Annotated in this window: 17 protein-coding genes and 1 tRNA gene; 15 read left to right on the forward strand and 3 right to left on the reverse strand. The window is 58.4% G+C overall.

Translation table 11 applies throughout. The features are described 5' to 3' along the window. Positions 1-22 precede the first annotated feature (22 nt). The 10 genes from AT6N2_RS00685 to rpoC all read left to right on the forward strand — a co-directional run bounded on the left by AT6N2_RS00685 (position 23) and on the right by rpoC (position 13387). Positions 23-829, forward strand: coding sequence for a glycosyltransferase family 2 protein (locus AT6N2_RS00685; protein WP_209087678.1), 807 nt, complete (start codon positions 23-25; stop codon positions 827-829). A 148-nt stretch (positions 830-977) separates the two neighbouring features. Beyond that, positions 978-1053, forward strand: a tRNA-Trp gene (locus AT6N2_RS00690). A 183-nt stretch (positions 1054-1236) separates the two neighbouring features. Then, a complete protein-coding gene (gene secE, locus AT6N2_RS00695; RefSeq protein ID WP_003523719.1) occupies positions 1237-1437 on the forward strand; it encodes a preprotein translocase subunit SecE in 201 nt (66 codons plus the stop codon). Positions 1438-1481: 44 nt separating this feature from the next. Continuing rightward, positions 1482-2012, forward strand: coding sequence for a transcription termination/antitermination protein NusG (nusG, locus tag AT6N2_RS00700; protein WP_209087680.1), 531 nt, complete (start codon positions 1482-1484; stop codon positions 2010-2012). Between the two features lie 144 nt (positions 2013-2156). Then, positions 2157-2588 (forward strand): 50S ribosomal protein L11, encoded by a 432-nt coding sequence (gene rplK, locus AT6N2_RS00705; RefSeq protein ID WP_027677153.1) that lies wholly within the window; start codon positions 2157-2159, stop codon positions 2586-2588. Positions 2589-2590: 2 nt separating this feature from the next. Next, on the forward strand, positions 2591-3286 hold the full coding sequence (gene rplA, locus AT6N2_RS00710; protein ID WP_063948574.1) for a 50S ribosomal protein L1: 696 nt from the start codon (positions 2591-2593) through the stop codon (positions 3284-3286). A 356-nt stretch (positions 3287-3642) separates the two neighbouring features. Then, positions 3643-4161: a 50S ribosomal protein L10 gene (gene rplJ / locus AT6N2_RS00715; protein ID WP_063948576.1), complete on the forward strand. Its 519-nt coding sequence runs from the start codon at positions 3643-3645 to the stop codon at positions 4159-4161. Positions 4162-4220: 59 nt separating this feature from the next. Then, a complete protein-coding gene (gene rplL, locus AT6N2_RS00720) occupies positions 4221-4598 on the forward strand; it encodes a 50S ribosomal protein L7/L12 (protein ID WP_004442635.1) in 378 nt (125 codons plus the stop codon). Between the two features lie 262 nt (positions 4599-4860). Beyond that, positions 4861-8997 carry a DNA-directed RNA polymerase subunit beta gene (rpoB, locus tag AT6N2_RS00725; RefSeq protein WP_209087682.1) on the forward strand — a complete coding sequence of 1379 codons (4137 nt, stop codon included), beginning with the start codon at positions 4861-4863 and terminating at the stop codon, positions 8995-8997. Positions 8998-9178: 181 nt separating this feature from the next. Continuing rightward, positions 9179-13387, forward strand: a complete 4209-nt coding sequence (gene rpoC / locus AT6N2_RS00730) for a DNA-directed RNA polymerase subunit beta' (protein WP_004442633.1) — start codon at positions 9179-9181, stop codon at positions 13385-13387. A 138-nt stretch (positions 13388-13525) separates the two neighbouring features. On the opposite strand, the gene AT6N2_RS00735 is transcribed toward rpoC, so the two are convergent. From AT6N2_RS00735 to AT6N2_RS00745, 3 genes are all read right to left on the reverse strand, one after another. Then, entirely contained in the window at positions 13526-14611 is a 1086-nt protein-coding gene (locus AT6N2_RS00735; RefSeq protein ID WP_209087684.1) for a helix-turn-helix transcriptional regulator, read from the reverse strand. Between the two features lie 96 nt (positions 14612-14707). Further along, the gene (locus AT6N2_RS00740) at positions 14708-15058 is read right to left on the reverse strand and encodes a VOC family protein (protein WP_209087686.1); all 351 of its coding nucleotides are present in this window, start codon (positions 15056-15058) and stop codon (positions 14708-14710) included. Positions 15059-15069: 11 nt separating this feature from the next. Continuing rightward, on the reverse strand, positions 15070-15363 hold the full coding sequence (locus AT6N2_RS00745; RefSeq protein ID WP_144579308.1) for a transcriptional regulator: 294 nt from the start codon (positions 15361-15363) through the stop codon (positions 15070-15072). 526 nt (positions 15364-15889) lie between these two features. Between AT6N2_RS00745 and rpsL the strand changes: the two genes are divergently transcribed. From rpsL to rpsJ, 5 genes are all read left to right on the forward strand, one after another. Beyond that, entirely contained in the window at positions 15890-16261 is a 372-nt protein-coding gene (rpsL, locus tag AT6N2_RS00750; RefSeq protein WP_003507760.1) for a 30S ribosomal protein S12, read from the forward strand. A gap of 75 nt (positions 16262-16336) precedes the next feature. Next, complete coding sequence (gene rpsG, locus AT6N2_RS00755; RefSeq protein ID WP_063948586.1) at positions 16337-16807, forward strand: 30S ribosomal protein S7; 471 nt, start codon at positions 16337-16339, stop codon at positions 16805-16807. A 34-nt stretch (positions 16808-16841) separates the two neighbouring features. Continuing rightward, on the forward strand, positions 16842-18941 hold the full coding sequence (fusA, locus tag AT6N2_RS00760) for an elongation factor G (RefSeq protein ID WP_063948588.1): 2100 nt from the start codon (positions 16842-16844) through the stop codon (positions 18939-18941). A gap of 65 nt (positions 18942-19006) precedes the next feature. Continuing rightward, positions 19007-20182 (forward strand): elongation factor Tu, encoded by a 1176-nt coding sequence (gene tuf / locus AT6N2_RS00765; RefSeq protein WP_063948570.1) that lies wholly within the window; start codon positions 19007-19009, stop codon positions 20180-20182. Between the two features lie 312 nt (positions 20183-20494). Next, a complete protein-coding gene (rpsJ, locus tag AT6N2_RS00770) occupies positions 20495-20803 on the forward strand; it encodes a 30S ribosomal protein S10 (protein ID WP_003507767.1) in 309 nt (102 codons plus the stop codon). Positions 20804-20863: the final 60 nt, after the last annotated feature.

Here is a 20863-nt window from a genome sequence, read left to right on the forward strand (position 1 = left end):
CGCTTGGGAGGGGCGTATTCCAATGTCTGATTTAACCGCGGTTCTGACGAGTCACCGTCGTCCGGACCTTTTGGTCGCAACGCTGGACGCTTTTTTTGCGACGAATGATTATCCCCTGCATGAGTTCATCGTCATCGAAGATTCGGACGATGCGACGGTACTGGATATTCCCGCCCGTTACCCTGACCAGCCGCTCAGGGTTATCCTGAACGGCGTCAATCTTGGCCAGCACCGCTCCATCGATAAGGCCTATTCGCAGGTTCAGACACCTTACATCCTTCACCTTGAAGATGACTGGACTTTTCCGGTCGAGGGAATTGTTGCGCGGGGCCTTGAGGTGTTGAAGCGTGAGCCCGAGGTCGGGCTTGTCCAGTTGCGGACCGATGAGGACATGCCTGCTGCCATCAAGAAGATATCGGCGAGGCCGGGCGATCGCGAATACTGGAAGATACCGCCGGCCGCTCACCGGGTTTGGCACAGCTTTACCTTCAATCCGACGCTGAAGCGGCTGGCCGATTATCGAAAGCTTCCGCATGGCTATGCCGGTTTCGCCAGCGAAGCCGAGATCAGCCTCTATTACAAGGATCAAGGGGTAATCATGGCGTGGCTTTCCGATACGAAGGTCACCCACCTCGGTTATGGCAGAAGCAATTACGGCTCCAAGACACCGCGCGGCATTGCCGGGTGGATGCTGCAGGCGCAACGATTCTTTTCGCTCGCGACGCTGAAGAAGTGGAAGCGCTCGGTCGCGCGCCGGATCGCCCATGCCAAACGCAAGCGCGGTGCCGGGGCCGCATATCCAGTCGATCGTTCACAGGTCGAACCTTGAGCTGGCATGGCGTTGCCTGAAGAGGGTAAAGCGCGGCGGGGATAAACTTCGGACAAGTGACAAAAAGCTCTTGCCATTCTTTTCCCTGCACCTTAAAGGAGCGCATACCGAATTGGCCAAGCGATTTCGCGGTCGATTTAGGTGACGAAGGGGTATAGCTCAGTTGGTAGAGCGGCGGTCTCCAAAACCGCAGGTCGGGGGTTCGAGCCCCTCTGCCCCTGCCACTTTCCATTCGCAAGCGCGGTTTTCGCTGCATGGCAGATGGGGCCGGTTTACCGGCGAATTTCGCCGAATGTCGATTTCCTCTTGTTAAAAGCGGAATCGGTGTTTATGTAGGGTCAAAACAGACACGCGGTGCGTGGGGCTGATTAGTTCGGCTTTACGCGCCGTAATTGCGTGGGCAGTCAATGGCATCCAAAACCAACCCGTTTACGTTTCTGCAGCAGGTTCGCGCCGAAGCGTCAAAGATCACTTGGCCGTCGCGCCGCGAGACCATGATTTCGACGGCAATGGTGCTGGTGATGGTCATTTTTGCGGCTCTGTTCTTCTTCGCTGCGGACCAGCTCATCGGCTGGCTGCTCAGCCTGGTGTTGAACGTCGGCCGGTAACGGCACGCTCAAAGGCCCGGTAGAAGGATCGAACGGAGAAAAAAATGGCAGCGCGCTGGTACATCGTTCACGCTTATTCGAATTTTGAAAAGAAGGTCGCTGAGTCGATCGAAGAAAAAGCCCGTCAGAAGGGTCTGGATCATCTTTTTGAAAAAATCCTCGTGCCGACCGAAAAGGTTGTCGAGGTGCGTCGCGGTCGCAAGGTCGATAGCGAGCGCAAGTTCTTTCCAGGTTACGTGCTGGTGCGCGCCAACCTGACGGATGAGGCCTACCACCTCATCAAGAACACGCCGAAGGTTACCGGTTTCCTCGGTTCGGACAGCAAGCCTGTTCCGATCCCGGATTATGAAGCCGAGCGTATTCTCGGTCAGGTTCAGGAAGGTGTCGAGCGTCCGAAGTCGTCGGTTTCGTTCGAGGTCGGCGAACAGGTTCGCGTTTCCGACGGTCCGTTCGCGTCGTTCAACGGCGTGGTTCAGGATGTCGACGAAGAGCGTTCGCGCCTGAAGGTGGAAGTTTCGATTTTCGGCCGCGCTACGCCGGTCGAGCTGGAATACAATCAGGTCGAGAAGGTCTGATTGGCGGGGCGAAGCCCCAAGCGCGTGGAAGGCAAACTGGCTCTTTAAGCCGGGGCAGGGCGCCGCACCACGCAACCGCAGCCGCCGGAGCAATCCGGCTTAAGAGAAGCCGGGCAACCGGTTTGAATTGAAAGGCAGAGAGATATGGCTAAGAAAGTTGCAGGCCAGCTCAAGTTGCAGGTAAAGGCTGGGTCGGCCAATCCGTCCCCGCCGATCGGTCCGGCACTTGGTCAGCGTGGCATTAACATCATGGAATTCTGCAAGGCGTTCAATGCCGCCACGCAGGAAATGGAAAAGGGTATGCCGATCCCGGTCGTCATCACCTACTACCAGGACAAGTCCTTCACCTTCGTCATGAAGCAGCCGCCGATGACCTACTGGCTGAAGAAGGAAGCGAAGATCACCTCTGGCTCCAAGACGCCTGGCAAGGGCGCCAAGGTCGGCTCCATCACCAAGGCTCAGGTCAAGACGATCGCTGAAGCCAAGATGAAGGATCTGAACGCAGCCGACATCGAAGGCGCAATGGCAATGGTTGAGGGTTCTGCCCGCGCCATGGGCCTGGAAGTGGTAGGTTGATCATGGCCAAGGTAGCAAAGCGCATTCAGAAGATCCGCGAAGGTGTGGATCCCAACAAGCTCTACGTTCTCACCGACGCCATCTCGATGGTCAAGGAACGTGCTGTCGCCAAGTTCGACGAAACCGTTGAAGTTTCGATGAACCTCGGCGTTGACCCGCGCCATGCGGACCAGATGGTTCGTGGCGTTGTCAACCTGCCGAACGGCACCGGCCGTGACGTTCGCGTCGCCGTTTTCGCCCGTGGCGCCAAGGCTGACGAAGCCAAGGCTGCCGGCGCTGACGTTGTTGGTGCGGAAGAACTGGTTGAAATCGTCCAGGGCGGCAAGATCGACTTCGATCGTTGCATCGCGACCCCGGACATGATGCCGCTCGTCGGCCGTCTCGGCAAGGTACTCGGCCCGCGCGGCATGATGCCGAACCCGAAGGTCGGAACCGTGACCATGGACGTTGCCGGTGCTGTCAAGGCATCCAAGGGCGGCGCTGTCGAATTCCGCGTCGAAAAGGCCGGTATCGTACACGCTGGCGTTGGCAAGGCTTCGTTTGACGCCAAGGCTCTTGAAGAAAACATCAAGGCTTTTGCCGATGCTGTCATCAAGGCAAAGCCGACGGGTGCCAAGGGCAACTACGTCAAGCGCGTCGCGATTTCCTCGACCATGGGTCCAGGCGTTAAGATCGACCCTTCGTCGGTTACGGCTTAATCAATTCTCGCGCTTCCTGACGGAGGTGTGAATAAACGAATTTCCGGCTCCCAGGGAGCCGGAGATTTCCGGGGAAACCCGGAACTCCTGTCCGAGATTGCGGGTGGCCTTGTCTTTCGGGATTTGGCCTTAATCATTCAACCCGCATGAGACGGGTGAGGCTGGATTTGAGGCATCTGTCGATGCCTGACTGTCCGGTTCGAACCTGGTGTGCCTGTGCCTGAAGCCGTTTGCGGCGACAGAGCGGGGGACAGGATCCTCGAGCGTCGCTCGGGATCTTTGTAAAAAGGTCCCTTGGGGCAAAGGCAAACCCGACGGGTTCACAATCATGTGGTCCCGTCTACTGGAGACAGACAGTGGAAAGAGCGGAAAAACGCGAATTCGTCACGGAGCTGAACGAAGTCTTCAAGGCTTCCGGTTCGGTTGTCGTGGCCCACTATGCTGGTGTCACCGTTGCGCAGATGAACGACTTCCGTTCGAAGATGCGCGCTGCCGGAGGCACCGTCAAGGTCGCGAAGAACCGCCTGGCCAAGATCGCTCTTCAGGGTACGGAGTCGGAAGGGATGACAGATCTCTTCAAGGGCCAGACGCTGATTGCATACAGCACTGACCCGATGATCGCTCCGAAAGTCGTCATGGATTTCGCCAAGACCAACGACAAGGTCGTTGTTTTGGGCGGCGCCATGGGCGCAACCACGCTCAACGCCGAAGCAGTCAAGTCGCTTGCGACCCTGCCTTCGCTCGACGAGCTGCGTGCAAAGCTGCTGGGCCTTCTCAACGCCCCGGCAACGCGCGTCGCTACGGTTGTCGCTGCACCTGCAAGCCAGCTGGCACGGGTGTTCTCGGCTTACGCCAAGAAGGACGAAGCCGCTTAAGGCGGTTTTTCGCTGTAAATATTCAAACTGGTTCGAACTGAACAAAAGGAACTATCAAAATGGCTGATCTCGCAAAGATCGTAGAAGACCTCTCCTCGCTGACCGTTCTGGAAGCTGCAGAACTGTCCAAGCTTCTCGAAGAAAAGTGGGGCGTTTCCGCTGCTGCTCCGGTAGCCGTTGCTGCTGCTGGCGGCGCTGCTGCTGCTGCTGCTCCGGAAGAAGAAAAGACCGAGTTCGACGTTATCCTGGTTGACGCTGGCGCCAACAAGATCAACGTCATCAAGGAAGTTCGCGGCATCACCGGCCTCGGCCTCAAGGAAGCCAAGGACCTCGTTGAAGGCGCTCCGAAGCCGGTCAAGGAAGCCGTTTCCAAGGCTGAAGCTGCTGATCTCAAGAAGAAGCTTGAAGACGCAGGCGCCAAGGTTGACGTTAAGTAATCTTGCGATTGCTGGCGGGAAGGGGTTTAATGCCCCTTTCCGTCGTCATCGTTTCTGAAACTTATTACCCAAAAGCCGCTTGAAAACGGCTTTTGGGTAATGGGTTCTTCAAGAGAATGGTTCCGAACCGGCTCATCTAGGCAATCCGGCCTGATCGATCCGGGATGTGGAACGAGATTGATGATACCCATTGCTTGACGGGATCGACTGGCCATCGGTTCCCGTCCGTTGCAGGCCCGGATGCAATTTTAAAGGAGCGACGATGGCTCAGACCCTTTCGTTTAACGGTCGCAGGCGCGTACGCAAGTTTTTCGGCAAAATTCCAGAAGTAGCGGAAATGCCGAACCTCATCGAGGTTCAGAAGGCTTCGTATGACCAGTTTCTCATGGTTGACGAGCCCAAGGGTGGCCGTCCCGACGAGGGATTGAATGCCGTATTCAAATCCGTATTCCCGATCACCGATTTCTCGGGCGCGTCCATGCTTGAATTCGTATCCTACGAATTCGAAGCGCCGAAGTTCGACGTCGAGGAGTGCCGTCAGCGCGATCTGACCTATGCAGCGCCGCTGAAAGTAACGCTGCGCCTCATCGTGTTCGATATCGACGAAGATACGGGTGCGAAGTCTATCAAGGACATCAAGGAACAGTCTGTTTACATGGGTGACATGCCACTCATGACCAATAACGGCACGTTCATCGTCAACGGCACCGAGCGCGTCATCGTTTCGCAGATGCACCGTTCGCCGGGCGTGTTCTTCGACCACGACAAGGGCAAGAGCCACTCTTCCGGCAAGCTGCTCTTCGCTGCGCGCGTGATCCCTTATCGCGGTTCCTGGCTCGATATCGAATTCGACGCCAAGGACATCGTCTATGCGCGTATCGACCGCCGCCGCAAGCTGCCCGTAACCTCGCTCCTGATGGCGCTTGGCATGGACGGCGAAGACATTCTGTCGACCTTCTACACCAAGGCTTCCTATGAGCGCGACGGCGACGGCTGGCGCATTCCGTTCCAGCCCGAAGCGCTTAAGAACGCCAAGGTCGTCACCGACATGATCGACGCCGATACCGGCGAAGTCGTCGTCGAGGCCGGCAAGAAGCTGACGCCGCGCGTGATCCGCCAGCTCTCCGAAAAGGGCCTCAAGGCGCTGAAGGCGACCGACGAAGACCTGTACGGCAACTATCTCGCCGAAGACATCGTCAACTACGAGACGGGTGAAATCTACCTCGAAGCTGGTGACGAAATCGACGAGAAGACGCTCGGACTGATCCTGCAGTCCGGTTTTGACGAGATCCCGGTTCTCAACATCGACCACGTCAATGTTGGCGCCTATATCCGCAACACGCTGTCTGCCGACAAGAACGAGAACCGTCAGGAAGCGCTGTTCGACATCTACCGCGTCATGCGTCCGGGTGAGCCGCCGACCATGGATTCGGCGGAAGCGATGTTCAACTCGCTGTTCTTCGATGCAGAGCGTTACGATCTTTCGGCCGTTGGCCGCGTGAAGATGAACATGCGTCTCGACCTCGACGCGGAAGACACCGTGCGCACCCTGCGCAAGGAAGACATCCTCGCGGTCGTCAAGATGCTGGTCGAGCTGCGCGACGGCAAGGGCGAAATCGACGACATCGACAACCTCGGCAACCGCCGTGTCCGTTCGGTCGGCGAGCTGATGGAAAACCAGTATCGTCTGGGCCTTCTGCGCATGGAACGTGCGATCAAGGAACGTATGTCCTCGATCGAAATCGACACCGTGATGCCGCAGGACCTGATCAACGCGAAGCCGGCAGCTGCTGCCGTTCGCGAGTTCTTCGGTTCCTCGCAGCTGTCGCAGTTCATGGACCAGGTGAACCCGCTTTCGGAAATCACCCACAAGCGCCGTCTTTCGGCTCTTGGACCGGGTGGTCTGACCCGTGAGCGCGCCGGCTTCGAAGTCCGCGACGTTCACCCGACCCATTACGGCCGTATTTGCCCGATCGAGACGCCGGAAGGCCCGAACATCGGTCTGATCAACTCGCTTGCAACCTTTGCCCGCGTCAACAAGTACGGTTTCATCGAGAGCCCGTACCGCAAGATCACCGAGGGCAAGGTCACCAATGACGTTATCTACCTCTCCGCGATGGAAGAGGCGAAGTATTACGTCGCGCAGGCCAACGCGCCGCTTAATGAAGACGGTTCTTTCTCGGAAGAGTTCGTCGTCTGCCGTCACTCGGGCGAAGTCATGCTCGCACCGCGGGACAACATCAACCTGATGGACGTTTCACCGAAGCAGCTCGTTTCGGTCGCAGCGGCTCTCATTCCGTTCCTGGAAAACGACGACGCCAACCGCGCTCTCATGGGCTCGAACATGCAGCGTCAGGCTGTTCCGCTTCTGCGCGCCGAGGCGCCTTTCGTGGGCACCGGCATGGAACCGATCGTTGCGCGGGACTCCGGCGCTGCCATCGCGGCTCGCCGCGGCGGTGTCGTCGATCAGGTCGACGCGACGCGTATCGTTATCCGCGCTACGGAAGATCTCGATGCAGGCAAGTCCGGCGTTGACATCTACCGTCTGCAGAAGTTCCAGCGTTCGAACCAGAACACCTGCGTCAACCAGCGTCCGCTGGTCGCCGTCGGCGACATCATCTCCAAGGGTGATATCATCGCGGATGGCCCGTCGACCGACCTCGGTGACCTGGCTCTCGGCCGCAACGCGCTTGTCGCGTTCATGCCCTGGAACGGCTACAACTACGAAGACTCGATCCTGATGTCGGAACGTATCGTTTCCGACGACGTGTTCACCTCCATCCACATCGAAGAATTCGAAGTGATGGCCCGTGACACGAAGCTTGGTCCGGAAGAAATCACGCGCGACATTCCGAACGTTTCGGAAGAAGCGCTGAAGAACCTCGACGAAGCCGGTATCGTTTACATCGGTGCGGAAGTTCAGCCGGGCGACATCCTCGTCGGCAAGATCACGCCGAAGGGCGAAAGCCCGATGACGCCGGAAGAAAAGCTTCTGCGCGCCATCTTCGGTGAAAAGGCTTCCGACGTTCGCGACACTTCCATGCGCATGCCTCCGGGCACGTTCGGTACGGTCGTCGAAGTCCGCGTCTTCAACCGTCACGGTGTGGAGAAGGATGAGCGCGCGATGGCTATCGAGCGCGAAGAGATCGAGCGTCTGGCAAAGGACCGCGACGACGAGCAGGCGATCCTCGACCGTAACGTTTACGGCCGTCTGATCGACATGCTGCGTGGCCAGGTTTCGATTGCCGGTCCGAAGGGCTTCAAGAAGGGCGTCGAGCTCTCCAACGCCGTCGTCTCCGAATATCCCCGCTCGCAGTGGTGGATGTTCGCCGTCGAGGACGAGAAGGCTCAGGCCGAGATCGAAGCACTCCGCGGCCAGTACGACGAGTCCAAGTCGCGCCTTGAACAGCGCTTCATGGACAAGGTTGAAAAGGTCCAGCGCGGCGATGAAATGCCTCCGGGCGTGATGAAGATGGTCAAGGTCTTCGTTGCGGTTAAGCGCAAGATCCAGCCGGGCGACAAGATGGCCGGCCGTCACGGTAACAAGGGCGTCGTTTCGCGTATCGTTCCGGTCGAAGACATGCCGTTCCTCGAAGACGGCACGCATGTCGACATCTGCTTGAATCCGCTCGGCGTGCCTTCACGCATGAACGTCGGCCAGATCCTCGAAACCCACCTCGCATGGGCATGCGCAGGCATGGGCAAGAAGATCGGCGAGATGCTCGAAGAGTATCGCAAGACGATGGACATCAGCGAGCTTCGCAGCGAGCTGACGGAAATCTACGCGTCTGAAGCGAATGACGAGGTTCAGCGTTTCGACGACGACTCGCTCGTCAAGCTTGCCGAAGAAGCCAAGCGCGGTGTTTCCATCGCGACCCCGGTCTTCGACGGCGCGCATGAGCCTGACGTTGCCGCGATGCTGAAAAAGGCAGGTCTGCATGAATCCGGTCAGTCCGTTCTTTACGACGGCCGTACCGGTGAGCCGTTCGACCGTAAGGTGACCGTCGGCTACATGTACATGATCAAGCTGAACCACCTTGTCGACGACAAGATCCACGCTCGCTCGATCGGCCCTTACTCGCTCGTTACCCAGCAGCCGCTGGGCGGCAAGGCGCAGTTCGGCGGTCAGCGCTTCGGGGAAATGGAAGTCTGGGCTCTGGAAGCATACGGCGCGGCTTACACGCTGCAGGAAATGCTCACCGTCAAGTCGGACGACGTGGCCGGCCGCACCAAGGTTTACGAAGCAATCGTCCGTGGTGACGATACCTTCGAAGCCGGTATCCCCGAGAGCTTCAACGTTCTCGTCAAGGAAATGCGGTCGCTCGGCCTGTCCGTCGAGCTGGAAAACTCGAAGCTCGAGAACCAGCCGGAAGACCAGCTGCCCGACGCGGCGGAATAAAATTGAGAGAGGCGGGCGCCTGCAAGGGCGCCTGCCGGTTTCCCGGGCGGTCGTTGCCGGCTCGGGACACTTTCGCCGCATTGTGCGGTTAATCCGTATTTAGAGCTCTGGACGGCGACCCGGGAAGAAGCCGGTCCAGATGCAAACAGGGGCAGCAGCTAGCCTCTCAAGGAGACAAGGCATGAACCAAGAGGTCATGAATCTTTTCAATCCTCAGGTGCCTGCGCAGCATTTCGATTCCATCCGGATCTCGATTGCTTCGCCGGAAAAAATCCTGTCGTGGTCCTACGGCGAGATCAAGAAGCCGGAAACCATCAACTACCGTACGTTCAAGCCTGAACGTGACGGTCTTTTCTGCGCGCGCATCTTCGGACCGATCAAGGACTACGAGTGCCTGTGCGGCAAGTACAAGCGCATGAAGTACAAGGGCATCATCTGCGAAAAGTGCGGCGTCGAAGTCACGCTGTCGCGCGTTCGCCGTGAGCGCATGGGCCACATCGAGCTCGCAGCGCCGGTTGCCCACATCTGGTTCCTGAAGTCGCTTCCTTCGCGTATCTCGACCCTGCTCGACATGACGCTGAAGGATGTCGAACGCGTTCTCTATTTCGAGAACTACATCGTCACCGAGCCCGGCCTCACTTCGCTGAAGCAGAACCAGCTTCTGTCGGAAGAAGAGTACATGATCGCCGTCGACGAGTTCGGCGAAGACCAGTTCACCGCCATGATCGGCGCTGAAGCCATCTATGAGATGCTGGCTTCGATGAACCTTGAAAAGATCGCCGGCGACCTGCGTGCCGAACTTGCTGAGACCACGTCTGATCTCAAGCAGAAGAAGCTGATGAAGCGCCTGAAGATCGTCGAGAACTTCATGGAATCCGGCAACCGTCCGGAATGGATGATCATGAAGGTTGTTCCCGTGATCCCGCCGGACCTGCGTCCGCTGGTTCCGCTGGATGGCGGCCGTTTTGCGACGTCCGACCTCAACGATCTCTATCGCCGCGTCATCAACCGTAACAACCGTCTGAAGCGCCTGATCGAGCTTCGTGCGCCTGGCATCATCATCCGCAACGAAAAGCGTATGTTGCAGGAATCCGTCGATGCGCTGTTCGACAACGGCCGTCGCGGCCGCGTCATCACGGGTGCCAACAAGCGTCCGCTGAAGTCGCTCTCCGACATGCTCAAGGGCAAGCAGGGCCGCTTCCGCCAGAACCTTCTCGGCAAGCGCGTCGACTATTCCGGCCGTTCGGTTATCGTGACCGGTCCGGAACTGAAGCTGCACCAGTGCGGCCTGCCGAAGAAGATGGCGCTCGAACTGTTCAAGCCGTTCATCTACGCCCGCCTCGACGCCAAGGGTTACTCCTCGACCGTCAAGCAGGCCAAGAAGCTGGTTGAAAAGGAAAAGCCAGAGGTCTGGGATATCCTCGACGAGGTCATCCGCGAACATCCGGTTCTGCTGAACCGTGCACCGACGCTGCACCGTCTGGGTATCCAGGCCTTCGAACCCATGCTGGTCGAAGGCAAGGCCATCCAGCTGCACCCGCTCGTCTGCACGGCCTTCAACGCCGACTTCGACGGCGACCAGATGGCTGTTCACGTACCGCTTTCGCTGGAAGCCCAGCTGGAAGCGCGCGTGCTGATGATGTCGACCAACAACATCCTGCATCCGGCAAACGGCCACCCGATCATCGTTCCTTCGCAGGACATGGTTCTCGGCCTGTATTACCTGTCGATCATGAACCAGAACGAGCCGGGCGAAGGCATGGCCTTCTCCGACATTGGTGAGCTGCATCACGCGCTTGAAAACAAGGTCGTGACGCTGCATGCCAAGATCCGTGGTCGCTTCAAGACCGTGGATGCCGATGGCAAGCCGGTTTCGAAGATCCATGAGACGACCCCCGGCCGTATGCTGATTGGCGAACTTCTGCCGAAGAACGTCAACGTGCCTTTCGACGTCTGCAACCAGGAAATGACCAAGAAGAACATCTCCAAGATGATCGACACGGTCTACCGTCATTGCGGCCAGAAAGACACGGTCATCTTCTGTGACCGCATCATGCAGCTCGGCTTTGCCCATGCCTGCCGCGCCGGCATTTCGTTCGGCAAGGACGACATGGTCATTCCTGACAGCAAGGTGAAGATCGTTGGCGACACCGAAGCTCTCGTGAAGGAATACGAACAGCAGTATAATGACGGTCTCATCACCCAGGGCGAAAAGTACAACAAGGTTGTCGACGCCTGGGGCAAGGCTACCGAAAAGGTCGCCGAGGAGATGATGGCACGCATCAAGGCTGTTGAGTTCGATCCGGAAACGGGCCGCCAGAAGCCGATGAACTCCATCTACATGATGTCTCACTCGGGTGCTCGTGGTTCTCCGAACCAGATGCGTCAGCTGGGCGGCATGCGCGGCCTGATGGCGAAGCCGTCGGGTGAAATCATCGAGACGCCGATCATCTCGAACTTCAAGGAAGGCCTGACCGTTAACGAGTACTTCAACTCGACCCACGGTGCCCGTAAGGGTCTCGCAGACACCGCCCTGAAGACCGCGAACTCGGGTTACCTGACGCGTCGTCTCGTCGACGTCGCGCAGGACTGCATCGTCAACTCCAGGGATTGCGGCACCGATAAGGGCCTCACCATGACGGCCATCGTCGATGCCGGTCAGGTGGTTGCTTCGCTTGGCGCGCGTATCCTCGGTCGTACGGCTCTCGACGACATCGACAACCCGGTCACCGGCGAGAACATCGTCAAGGCCGGTACGCTGATCGACGAAGCCGATGTGGCTGCCATCGAGAAGGCTGGCATTCAGTCCGTTCGCATCCGTTCGGCGCTCACCTGCGAAGTGCAGGTCGGTGTCTGCGGCGTCTGCTACGGTCGTGACCTTGCACGCGGTACGCCTGTCAACATGGGCGAAGCCGTTGGCGTTATCGCCGCTCAGTCGATCGGTGAACCGGGCACGCAGCTCACCATGCGTACGTTCCACCTTGGTGGCACGGCAAACGTGGTCGACCAGTCGTTCCTCGAAGCGTCTTATGAAGGCACGATCCAGATCAAGAACCGCAACATCCTGCGGAACTCCGAAGGCGTTCTCATCGCCATGGGCCGTAACATGTCCGTTACGATCCTGGATGAGCGCGGCGCGGAACGTTCCACACAGCGTGTGGCTTACGGTTCGAAGATCTTCGTTGATGATGGCGACAAGGTGAAGCGTGGCCAGCGTCTTGCAGAGTGGGACCCCTACACCCGTCCGATGATGACGGAAGTGGAAGGTACCGTTCACTTCGAAGACCTCGTCGATGGTCTCTCCGTTCTGGAAGCAACCGACGAATCCACCGGCATCACCAAGCGTCAGGTCATTGACTGGCGTTCGACGCCGCGCGGTTCGGACTTGAAGCCTGCGATCGTCATCAAGGACGCGTCCGGCGCTGTTGCGAAGCTTGCCCGTGGTGGTGAAGCCCGCTTCCAGCTCTCGGTCGACGCCATCCTGTCGGTCGAGCCGGGTGCGAAGGTCTCCCAGGGTGACGTGCTTGCACGTTCGCCGCTGGAAAGCGCCAAGACGAAGGACATCACCGGTGGTCTGCCGCGCGTTGCGGAACTGTTCGAAGCCCGTCGTCCGAAGGATCACGCCATCATCGCTGAGATCGATGGTACGATCCGCCTCGGCCGCGACTACAAGAACAAGCGTCGCGTGATGATCGAGCCGGCGGAAGACGGCGTCGAGCCGGTCGAATACCTGATCCCGAAGGGCAAGCCCTTCCACCTTCAGGAAGGCGACTATATCGAAAAGGGTGAATACATCCTCGACGGTAACCCGGCGCCGCACGACATTCTGGCGATCAAGGGCGTGGAGGCTCTGGCTTCCTACCTCGTGAACGAAATCCAGGAAGTCTATCGTCTGCAGGGCGTTGTGATCAACGACAAGCACATTGAGGTGATCGTTCGCCAGATGCTGCAGAAGGTTGAAATCACCGATGCTGGCGACAGCCAGTACATCGTTGGTGACAACGTTGATCGTATCGAGCTCGATGACAACAACGACCGCCTGATCGAAGAGGGCAAGAAGCCTGCCTATGGCGAGCCGGTTCTGCTCGGCATCACCAAGGCTTCGCTGCAGACGCCGTCCTTCATCTCGGCCGCATCCTTCCAGGAAACCACCAAGGTTCTCACGGAAGCTGCGATTGCCGGCAAGACGGACACGCTGCAGGGCCTCAAGGAAAACGTCATCGTCGGCCGTCTCATCCCGGCCGGTACCGGCGGCACCATGACGCAGATCCGCCGCATCGCCACCTCGCGCGACGACCTCATTCTCGAGGAACGCCGCAAGGGCACCGGTGCAGGTTCTGCGAACCAGATGCTGCAGGACATGACGGATCAGGCTCCGGCCGCCGAATAAGGCGGGCAGTGCAGGGGCTCTCTGAAGCCCCGCCGAGATTGAGAAACGCCCGGAGCAATCCGGGCGTTTTTGCTTTCGTGGATTATCGTGACTGGCACTGGTGATGTGACCGCGCGCGGCGAGGTCGGTCCTCGCGCGTCAACGCTGCTCCAGAATATTGTAACGGGTCAGCACGGAAAGGCGGCGCATGAGGTCCGTCTTGCCGGTACTGCCGGTCTTCGCGTAAATCGACTTCGCATTGCTGCGCACCGTCTCGTGCGAGATACTCAGTTGCCGTGCCACGGAGGGCAGCGAAAGCCCCTTGATGATCTCCAGAGCAATGCGCGCCTCGCCCTTTGTCAGGCCGTATAGCCCTTTCAGCAGCGCTGTGGCGTCGGCAATGGTGCCGGTCGGTTGCGCTACCAATGCGATGGCATGGCCATTCGAAGGGAAATCACTGACGCTGTTGCGCAGCGGGATGACGTGAAGAACACACGCGCCATCGTCGCCCTCGGGGAGGGGAAGGGAGGCTACATCATGTCCTGCGAGCGCCTTATAAAGAAGCCGGTTCGCCCTGTCGTCGGTGATGGCGATCCTGTCCCTGCTGCGAGGGGAGAGACATTCCCCTATCGAGCGAAAAAGAGCATTGGCAGCGACGATGCGCCCGCTCCGTTGCAAGACGGCCGCTGGCGCACCGATGGCATTGAGGCCAAGAGTGATCGCCTCTGCCTTCTGGCGCTGGAGCCCGGCTGCAATCGTGAGGCTGCGCGCAATGTGGGGGCGCAGATCTGCAAGAACAGCCATGGTTTCGGGCCCGATCACACCGGCATCCAACTCGCGCTCGAATGATATCGTGATCTCTGGATGCCCTGGTGGCGTGATCCGAGTGGCGACGCCGTAACCAAGGGCGCGTGGGATAAGGACGTCCCGGTTAACCGGCAGCGCCGCCCAGGTCTCGCGGTTAAGGACGTCCAAATCCCGCCCGAATGAGGACGGGCCCTCGAAAGCGGCCTTCGCCAGACGGTCCTTCCGGTAATCCCAGCCGTCGGCGACCAATTCCCTGGAGAGCTGCTGAAAGCTGGAGGTACACAGCAAGACCTCCTCTTCACCCTTTCCCCAGGTGATAACACCTCCCCAGAAACCCAGATGGCGGCAAATCATTTCGACGACCGCGATCCAGCGATCGGGGAAAAGCGCGGCCTCATATATGCGCTCAATAATGTCTTTCGCCGAAATATTATTCAACCCGCCACCGGCATTCTATGCGGATTTACTATAGCCTTACTTCTTCTATTTGTTCAATCAATAAAGGATTAATACTATTTAAGCGATGTATATAATCTATAAGTGACTTAATATATTTACCAGCCTTCCGAAAGGGTCGCGCACAAACAGGCGGCGCACGCCCCATCCTTCGGTTACTGGCCCGTATTCGATCGGCAATCCGGCATTGATAAGCCGGGCGTGGACTTCCTCGAAATTATCGACCTCGATGGAAAGGTCCGGCACGGCCGTGCCGGAGCCGCCCTCAGTCGCGAAGCTCACCTGTGCGGTCGCTTCCCCTGAAGCTGCATGGGTCACGATCCAGCCATGGTCCATCAGGACGGGCATGTCGAGAATATTGCCATAAAAGGCCTGCGCCCGCGCGGGCTCTGTTGTCGCTATGTTGGCGACGATGCGCCGGACCGTCATGGCGCTATGCCTCAGGCGAAGCGAATGATGGAGACTTCGCCTTCGAGCGCGCCCTGATAGGCCGAGGCGTGCGGCTCTTCATCCGGGATCTCGGTCAGCATGCCGATCTGGTCGAGGTCGGCTTCGATGAAGCCTTCTTCAGAAAGCGCGTTCAGCGTTTCCCGCACGGCCGTGTCGTCGTCGGGGGCGCGCAGGATGACGTGGATGTCGATGCCGTCGGAATTGTCGTGCTCGTAGGCCTTGCCGATCACGATGAAGACCATCGGCTCGTCGCGTCCGTTGTCGTTGTCGGGGAGGGTGTTCATGACGCGGTTCCTTGATCTTTCGTTGCGGTCATGCGGGCCGATGGAATCGCTCCCGCGCAGGGCGACGCCGGTTGGCCCGCCAATAGGGAATCAATAGACGGATTTTATGAAAAGCCAAAGCGGTGAGGACAAAATCGCTGCAATCTGCACCGACATATGATAGATGGAAGCGGAAATGGCGCGGAGGCAGGCCCGGCGGCCCAGGCTGGGGCCGCAAAATGCGGATTCACCCTTGACGAAAGCTGGCTAAAACAGTAGTACGCCCGCCATCGGAGCCTCTGTGGGTGCTGGCCGTTCGGTAAGCTTTTTCCCGAACATCATCTCAAACGGGTCTCCATTGCACGTAGAAGACACGAATGTTGCACGCAAGACGCCTCATCCGGTGTCCTCTGCTCTTGGTGGTCCATCCGTGAAACCGGATCGGGCCACGTTTTGCGCATGAGGATATATGCGTGCATCGTCGCCGGCAACGGCATAGCCGCCACCCGTGAGGGTGGCTAAAGTAGTTTTTGCAAGGGATGGTTATATGCCTACCGTAAACCAGCTGATCCGCAAGCCTCGCCAGGCACAGGTAAAGCGCAACAAGGTTCCTGCCCTGCAGGAAAACCCGCAGAAGCGTGGTGTTTGCACCCGCGTTTACACGACGACCCCGAAGAAGCCGAACTCGGCTCTGCGTAAGGTTGCCAAGATCCGCCTCACCAACGGCTTCGAAGTCATCGGCTACATTCCTGGCGAAGGTCACAACCTTCAGGAACACTCTGTCGTCATGATCCGCGGCGGCCGCGTGAAGGACTTGCCGGGCGTTCGTTACCACATCATCCGCGGTGTTCTCGATACCCAGGGCGTCAAGAACCGCAAGCAGCGCCGTTCGAAGTACGGTGCAAAGCGTCCGAAGTAATTCGGCAACAACAATTCGGCGCTGCGCGAGGTTCTCCGCGTGGTATAGCGTCAATAACATTGAGAGACAAAGAGTATGTCCCGTCGCCATAGTGCAGAAAAGCGTGAGATCAACCCGGACCCGAAGTTCGGCGATCTGGTCGTCACCAAGTTCATGAACGCCATCATGCTTCACGGCAAGAAGTCGGTCGCAGAAAGCATCGTTTACGGCGCGTTTGACGTCGTTCAGGGCAAGACGAAGCAGGAACCGCTGACCGTGTTCCATTCGGCCCTCGACAACGTCGCGCCGCATGTTGAAGTGCGTTCGCGCCGCGTTGGTGGTGCGACATACCAGGTTCCGGTTGATGTTCGTCCCGAGCGTCGCCAGGCCCTCGCAATCCGCTGGTTGATCACTGCCGCTCGCAAGCGCAACGAAACGACCATGGTCGATCGCCTTTCCGGCGAACTCATGGACGCTGCGAACAACCGCGGCTCCGCTGTCAAGAAGCGTGAAGACACGCACAAGATGGCCGACGCTAACCGCGCATTCTCGCATTACCGCTGGTAATCTTAACCGATCGCATATCGAAAGGCAGTCCATTATGGCTCGCGAATATAAAATCGAAGACTACCGCAATTTCGGTATCATGGCGCATATCGACGCCGGTAAGACGACGACCACCGAGCGTATTCTTTATTACACCGGTAAGTCGCACAAGATCGGCGAAGTTCACGATGGCGCAGCCACGATGGACTGGATGGAGCAGGAGCAGGAGCGTGGTATCACCATCACGTCCGCTGCGACCACGACCTTCTGGAAGGGCCGTGACGGCAAGACCCGCCGCTTCAACATCATCGACACCCCCGGCCACGTTGACTTCACCATCGAAGTCGAGCGTTCGCTGCGCGTTCTCGATGGCGCCATTGCGCTGCTCGACGCCAACGCCGGTGTTGAGCCGCAGACGGAAACCGTCTGGCGTCAGGCTGAGAAGTATCATGTTCCGCGCATGATCTTCTGCAACAAGATGGACAAGACCGGTGCTGACTTCTACCGCTCGGTAGAAATGATCAAGACCCGTCTCGGCGCCACTGCCGTTGTCATGCAGCTGCCGATCGGCGCTGAGACCGAGTTCAAGGGCGTTATCGACCTGATCGAGATGAATGCTCTCGTATGGCGCGACGAGTCGCTCGGCGCCCAGTGGGACGTCGTCGAGATCCCCGAGGACATGAAGGCCAAGGCTGAAGAGTATCGCGAAAAGCTGATCGAGACGGTTGTCGAGATCGACGAAGAAGCGATGGAAGCCTACCTCGAAGGCAACTACCCGGACAACGACAAGATTCGTGAACTTGTTCGCCGCGGCACCATCGACGTGAAGTTCCACCCGATGTTCTGCGGTACCGCGTTCAAGAACAAGGGCGTTCAGCCGCTCCTCGACGCCGTTGTCGATTACCTGCCTTCGCCGCTGGACATCCCGGCGATCAAGGGCATCGACGCCAAGACGGAAGCCGAAATCGAGCGTCACGCTGACGACTCCGAGCCGCTTTCCATGCTCGCGTTCAAGATCATGAACGACCCCTTCGTCGGTTCGCTCACCTTCGCACGCATCTACTCGGGCAAGCTCGAAAAGGGCACGTCTGTCATGAACACGGTCAAGGACAAGCGCGAGCGCGTCGGCCGTATGCTGCAGATGCACTCCAACAGCCGTGAAGACATCGAAGAAGCCTATGCAGGCGACATCGTTGCTCTGGCCGGTCTGAAGGAAACCACCACGGGTGATACGCTTTGCGATCCGCTGAAGCCGGTTATCCTTGAGCGCATGGAATTCCCCGAGCCGGTCATCCAGATCGCGATCGAGCCGAAGACCAAGGGCGACCAGGAAAAGATGGGCCTCGCGCTCAACCGTCTGGCTGCAGAAGACCCGTCCTTCCGCGTCAAGACCGACGACGAATCCGGTCAGACCATCATTGCCGGCATGGGCGAACTTCACCTCGACATCATCGTCGACCGTATGCGTCGCGAGTTCAAGGTTGAAGCAACCGTCGGTGCTCCGCAGGTTGCCTACCGCGAAACGATCACGAAGTCGCACGAAGAAGACTACACGCACAAGAAGCAGTCCGGTGGTACCGGCCAGTTCGCGCGCGTCAAGCTTCTGTTCGAACCGAACCCCGAAGGCGAAGACTTCAAGTTCGAGTCGAAGATCGTCGGTGGTGCTGTTCCGAAGGAATACATCCCGGGCGTTCAGAAGGGTATCGAAAGCGTTCTGTCTTCCGGTCCGCTCGCTGGCTTCCCGATGCTCGGCGTCAAGGCGACGCTGCTCGACGGTGCATTCCACGATGTTGACTCGTCGGTTCTCGCCTTCGAAATCGCATCGCGTGCCTGCTTCCGTGAAGCCGCTAAGAAGGCTGGTGCACAGCTTCTCGAGCCGATGATGAAGGTCGAAGTTGTCACGCCGGAAGACTATGTCGGCGACGTTATCGGCGACCTGAACTCGCGTCGTGGTCAGATCCAGGGCCAGGAAAGCCGTGGTATCGCCGTTGTCATCAACGCACATGTTCCGCTCGCGAACATGTTCAAGTACGTCGACAACCTGCGCTCCATGTCGCAGGGTCGCGCGCAGTACTCGATGACGTTCGACCACTATTCGCCGGTTCCGTCGAACGTGGCGCAGGAAATCCAGGCTAAGTACTCCGGTCAGAAGTGATCGGGGTACGCCCTACCGAATTTTGAAGATTATTCCCGTCAAGGGACAAGAATGGAGAGCCACTAATGGCAAAGAGCAAGTTTGAGCGCAATAAGCCGCACGTCAACATTGGCACGATCGGTCACGTTGACCATGGCAAGACGTCGCTGACGGCAGCGATCACGAAGTTCTTCGGCGAATTCAAGGCGTATGACCAGATCGACGCCGCGCCTGAAGAAAAGGCCCGTGGTATCACGATTTCGACGGCGCACGTTGAGTATGAGACGGCGAACCGTCACTACGCGCACGTTGACTGCCCCGGCCACGCCGACTACGTGAAGAACATGATCACCGGTGCTGCCCAGATGGACGGCGCGATCCTGGTTTGCTCTGCCGCTGACGGCCCGATGCCGCAGACCCGCGAGCACATCCTGCTTGCCCGTCAGGTTGGCGTTCCGGCGATCGTCGTGTTCCTCAACAAGGTGGACCAGGTTGACGACGCCGAGCTTCTCGAGCTCGTCGAGCTTGAAGTTCGCGAACTTCTGTCGTCCTACGACTTCCCGGGCGACGACATTCCGATCGTCAAGGGTTCGGCGCTTGCTGCTCTTGAAGACAGCGACAAGAAGATCGGTGAAGACGCGATCCGCGAGCTGATGGCTCAGGTTGACGCCTACATCCCGACGCCTGAGCGTCCGATCGACCAGCCGTTCCTGATGCCGATCGAAGACGTGTTCTCGATCTCTGGCCGTGGTACGGTTGTGACGGGTCGCGTTGAGCGCGGTATCGTCAAGGTTGGCGAAGAAGTCGAAATCGTCGGCATCCGTCCGACCTCGAAGACGACTGTTACCGGCGTTGAAATGTTCCGCAAGCTGCTCGACCAGGGCCAGGCTGGCGACAACATCGGTGCACTGGTTCGCGGTGTTAACCGTGACGGCGTCGAGCGTGGTCAGATTCTGTGCAAGCCGGGTTCGGTCAAGCCGCACAAGAAGTTCAAGGCTGAAGCCTACATCCTGACGAAGGAAGAAGGCGGCCGTCATACGCCGTTCTTCACGAACTACCGTCCGCAGTTCTACTTCCGTACCACGGACGTGACGGGCATCGTGACGCTTCCTGAAGGCACGGAAATGGTTATGCCTGGCGACAACGTCACGGTTGACGTCGAGCTGATCGTTCCGATCGCGATGGAAGAAAAGCTGCGCTTCGCTATCCGCGAAGGCGGCCGTACCGTCGGCGCAGGCATCGTCGCTTCGATCGTCGAGTAAATTCGACTTTTAGAATTCTGGCCCGGCGGCGGTGTCACAAACACCGCCGCCGGACTTTTGATAAAATGCCTGGCGGCGTTGCATTTTTAGGACTTGAAAAATTCGGTGAAAGCGCGTAAACGCGCACTCACAATCACCGCTGGATTCGCAAGCGATTGCGAAACGCGATGTTTTTAGCAATACAGACTAACGAAATGATTGGGGTGCGACGCGCATTCCTCTCGATTTTTGAAAATCTGCGGCGCCACGATCAATAGAAGTTCATGTGTTTCCGCGTGCGGAAACGAATAACAAAGAACAAGGACAAGACGAATGAACGGCCAGAATATCCGTATCCGCCTCAAGGCGTTCGATCACCGGATCCTCGATGCCTCTACCCGTGAAATCGTGTCGACCGCAAAGCGCACCGGCGCCAGCGTTCGCGGCCCGGTTCCGCTCCCCACCCGCATCGAAAAGTTTACTGTCAACCGCTCTCCTCACGTTGACAAGAAGAGCCGTGAACAGTTCGAAATGCGGACGCACAAGCGTCTTCTCGATATCGTTGATCCCACCCCGCAGACTGTCGATGCTCTGATGAAGCTCGATCTCGCTGCTGGCGTTGACGTGGAAATCAAGCTCTAAGACCCGGCCCGCACCGTCCAAGGTGAGGGCTGAAGTAACAAGGCCGGACCTCACTTTCGG

Origin of the sequence: Agrobacterium tumefaciens (assembly GCF_017726655.1) — a bacterium.
Classification (GTDB): Bacteria; Pseudomonadota; Alphaproteobacteria; order Rhizobiales; family Rhizobiaceae; genus Agrobacterium; species Agrobacterium tumefaciens_B.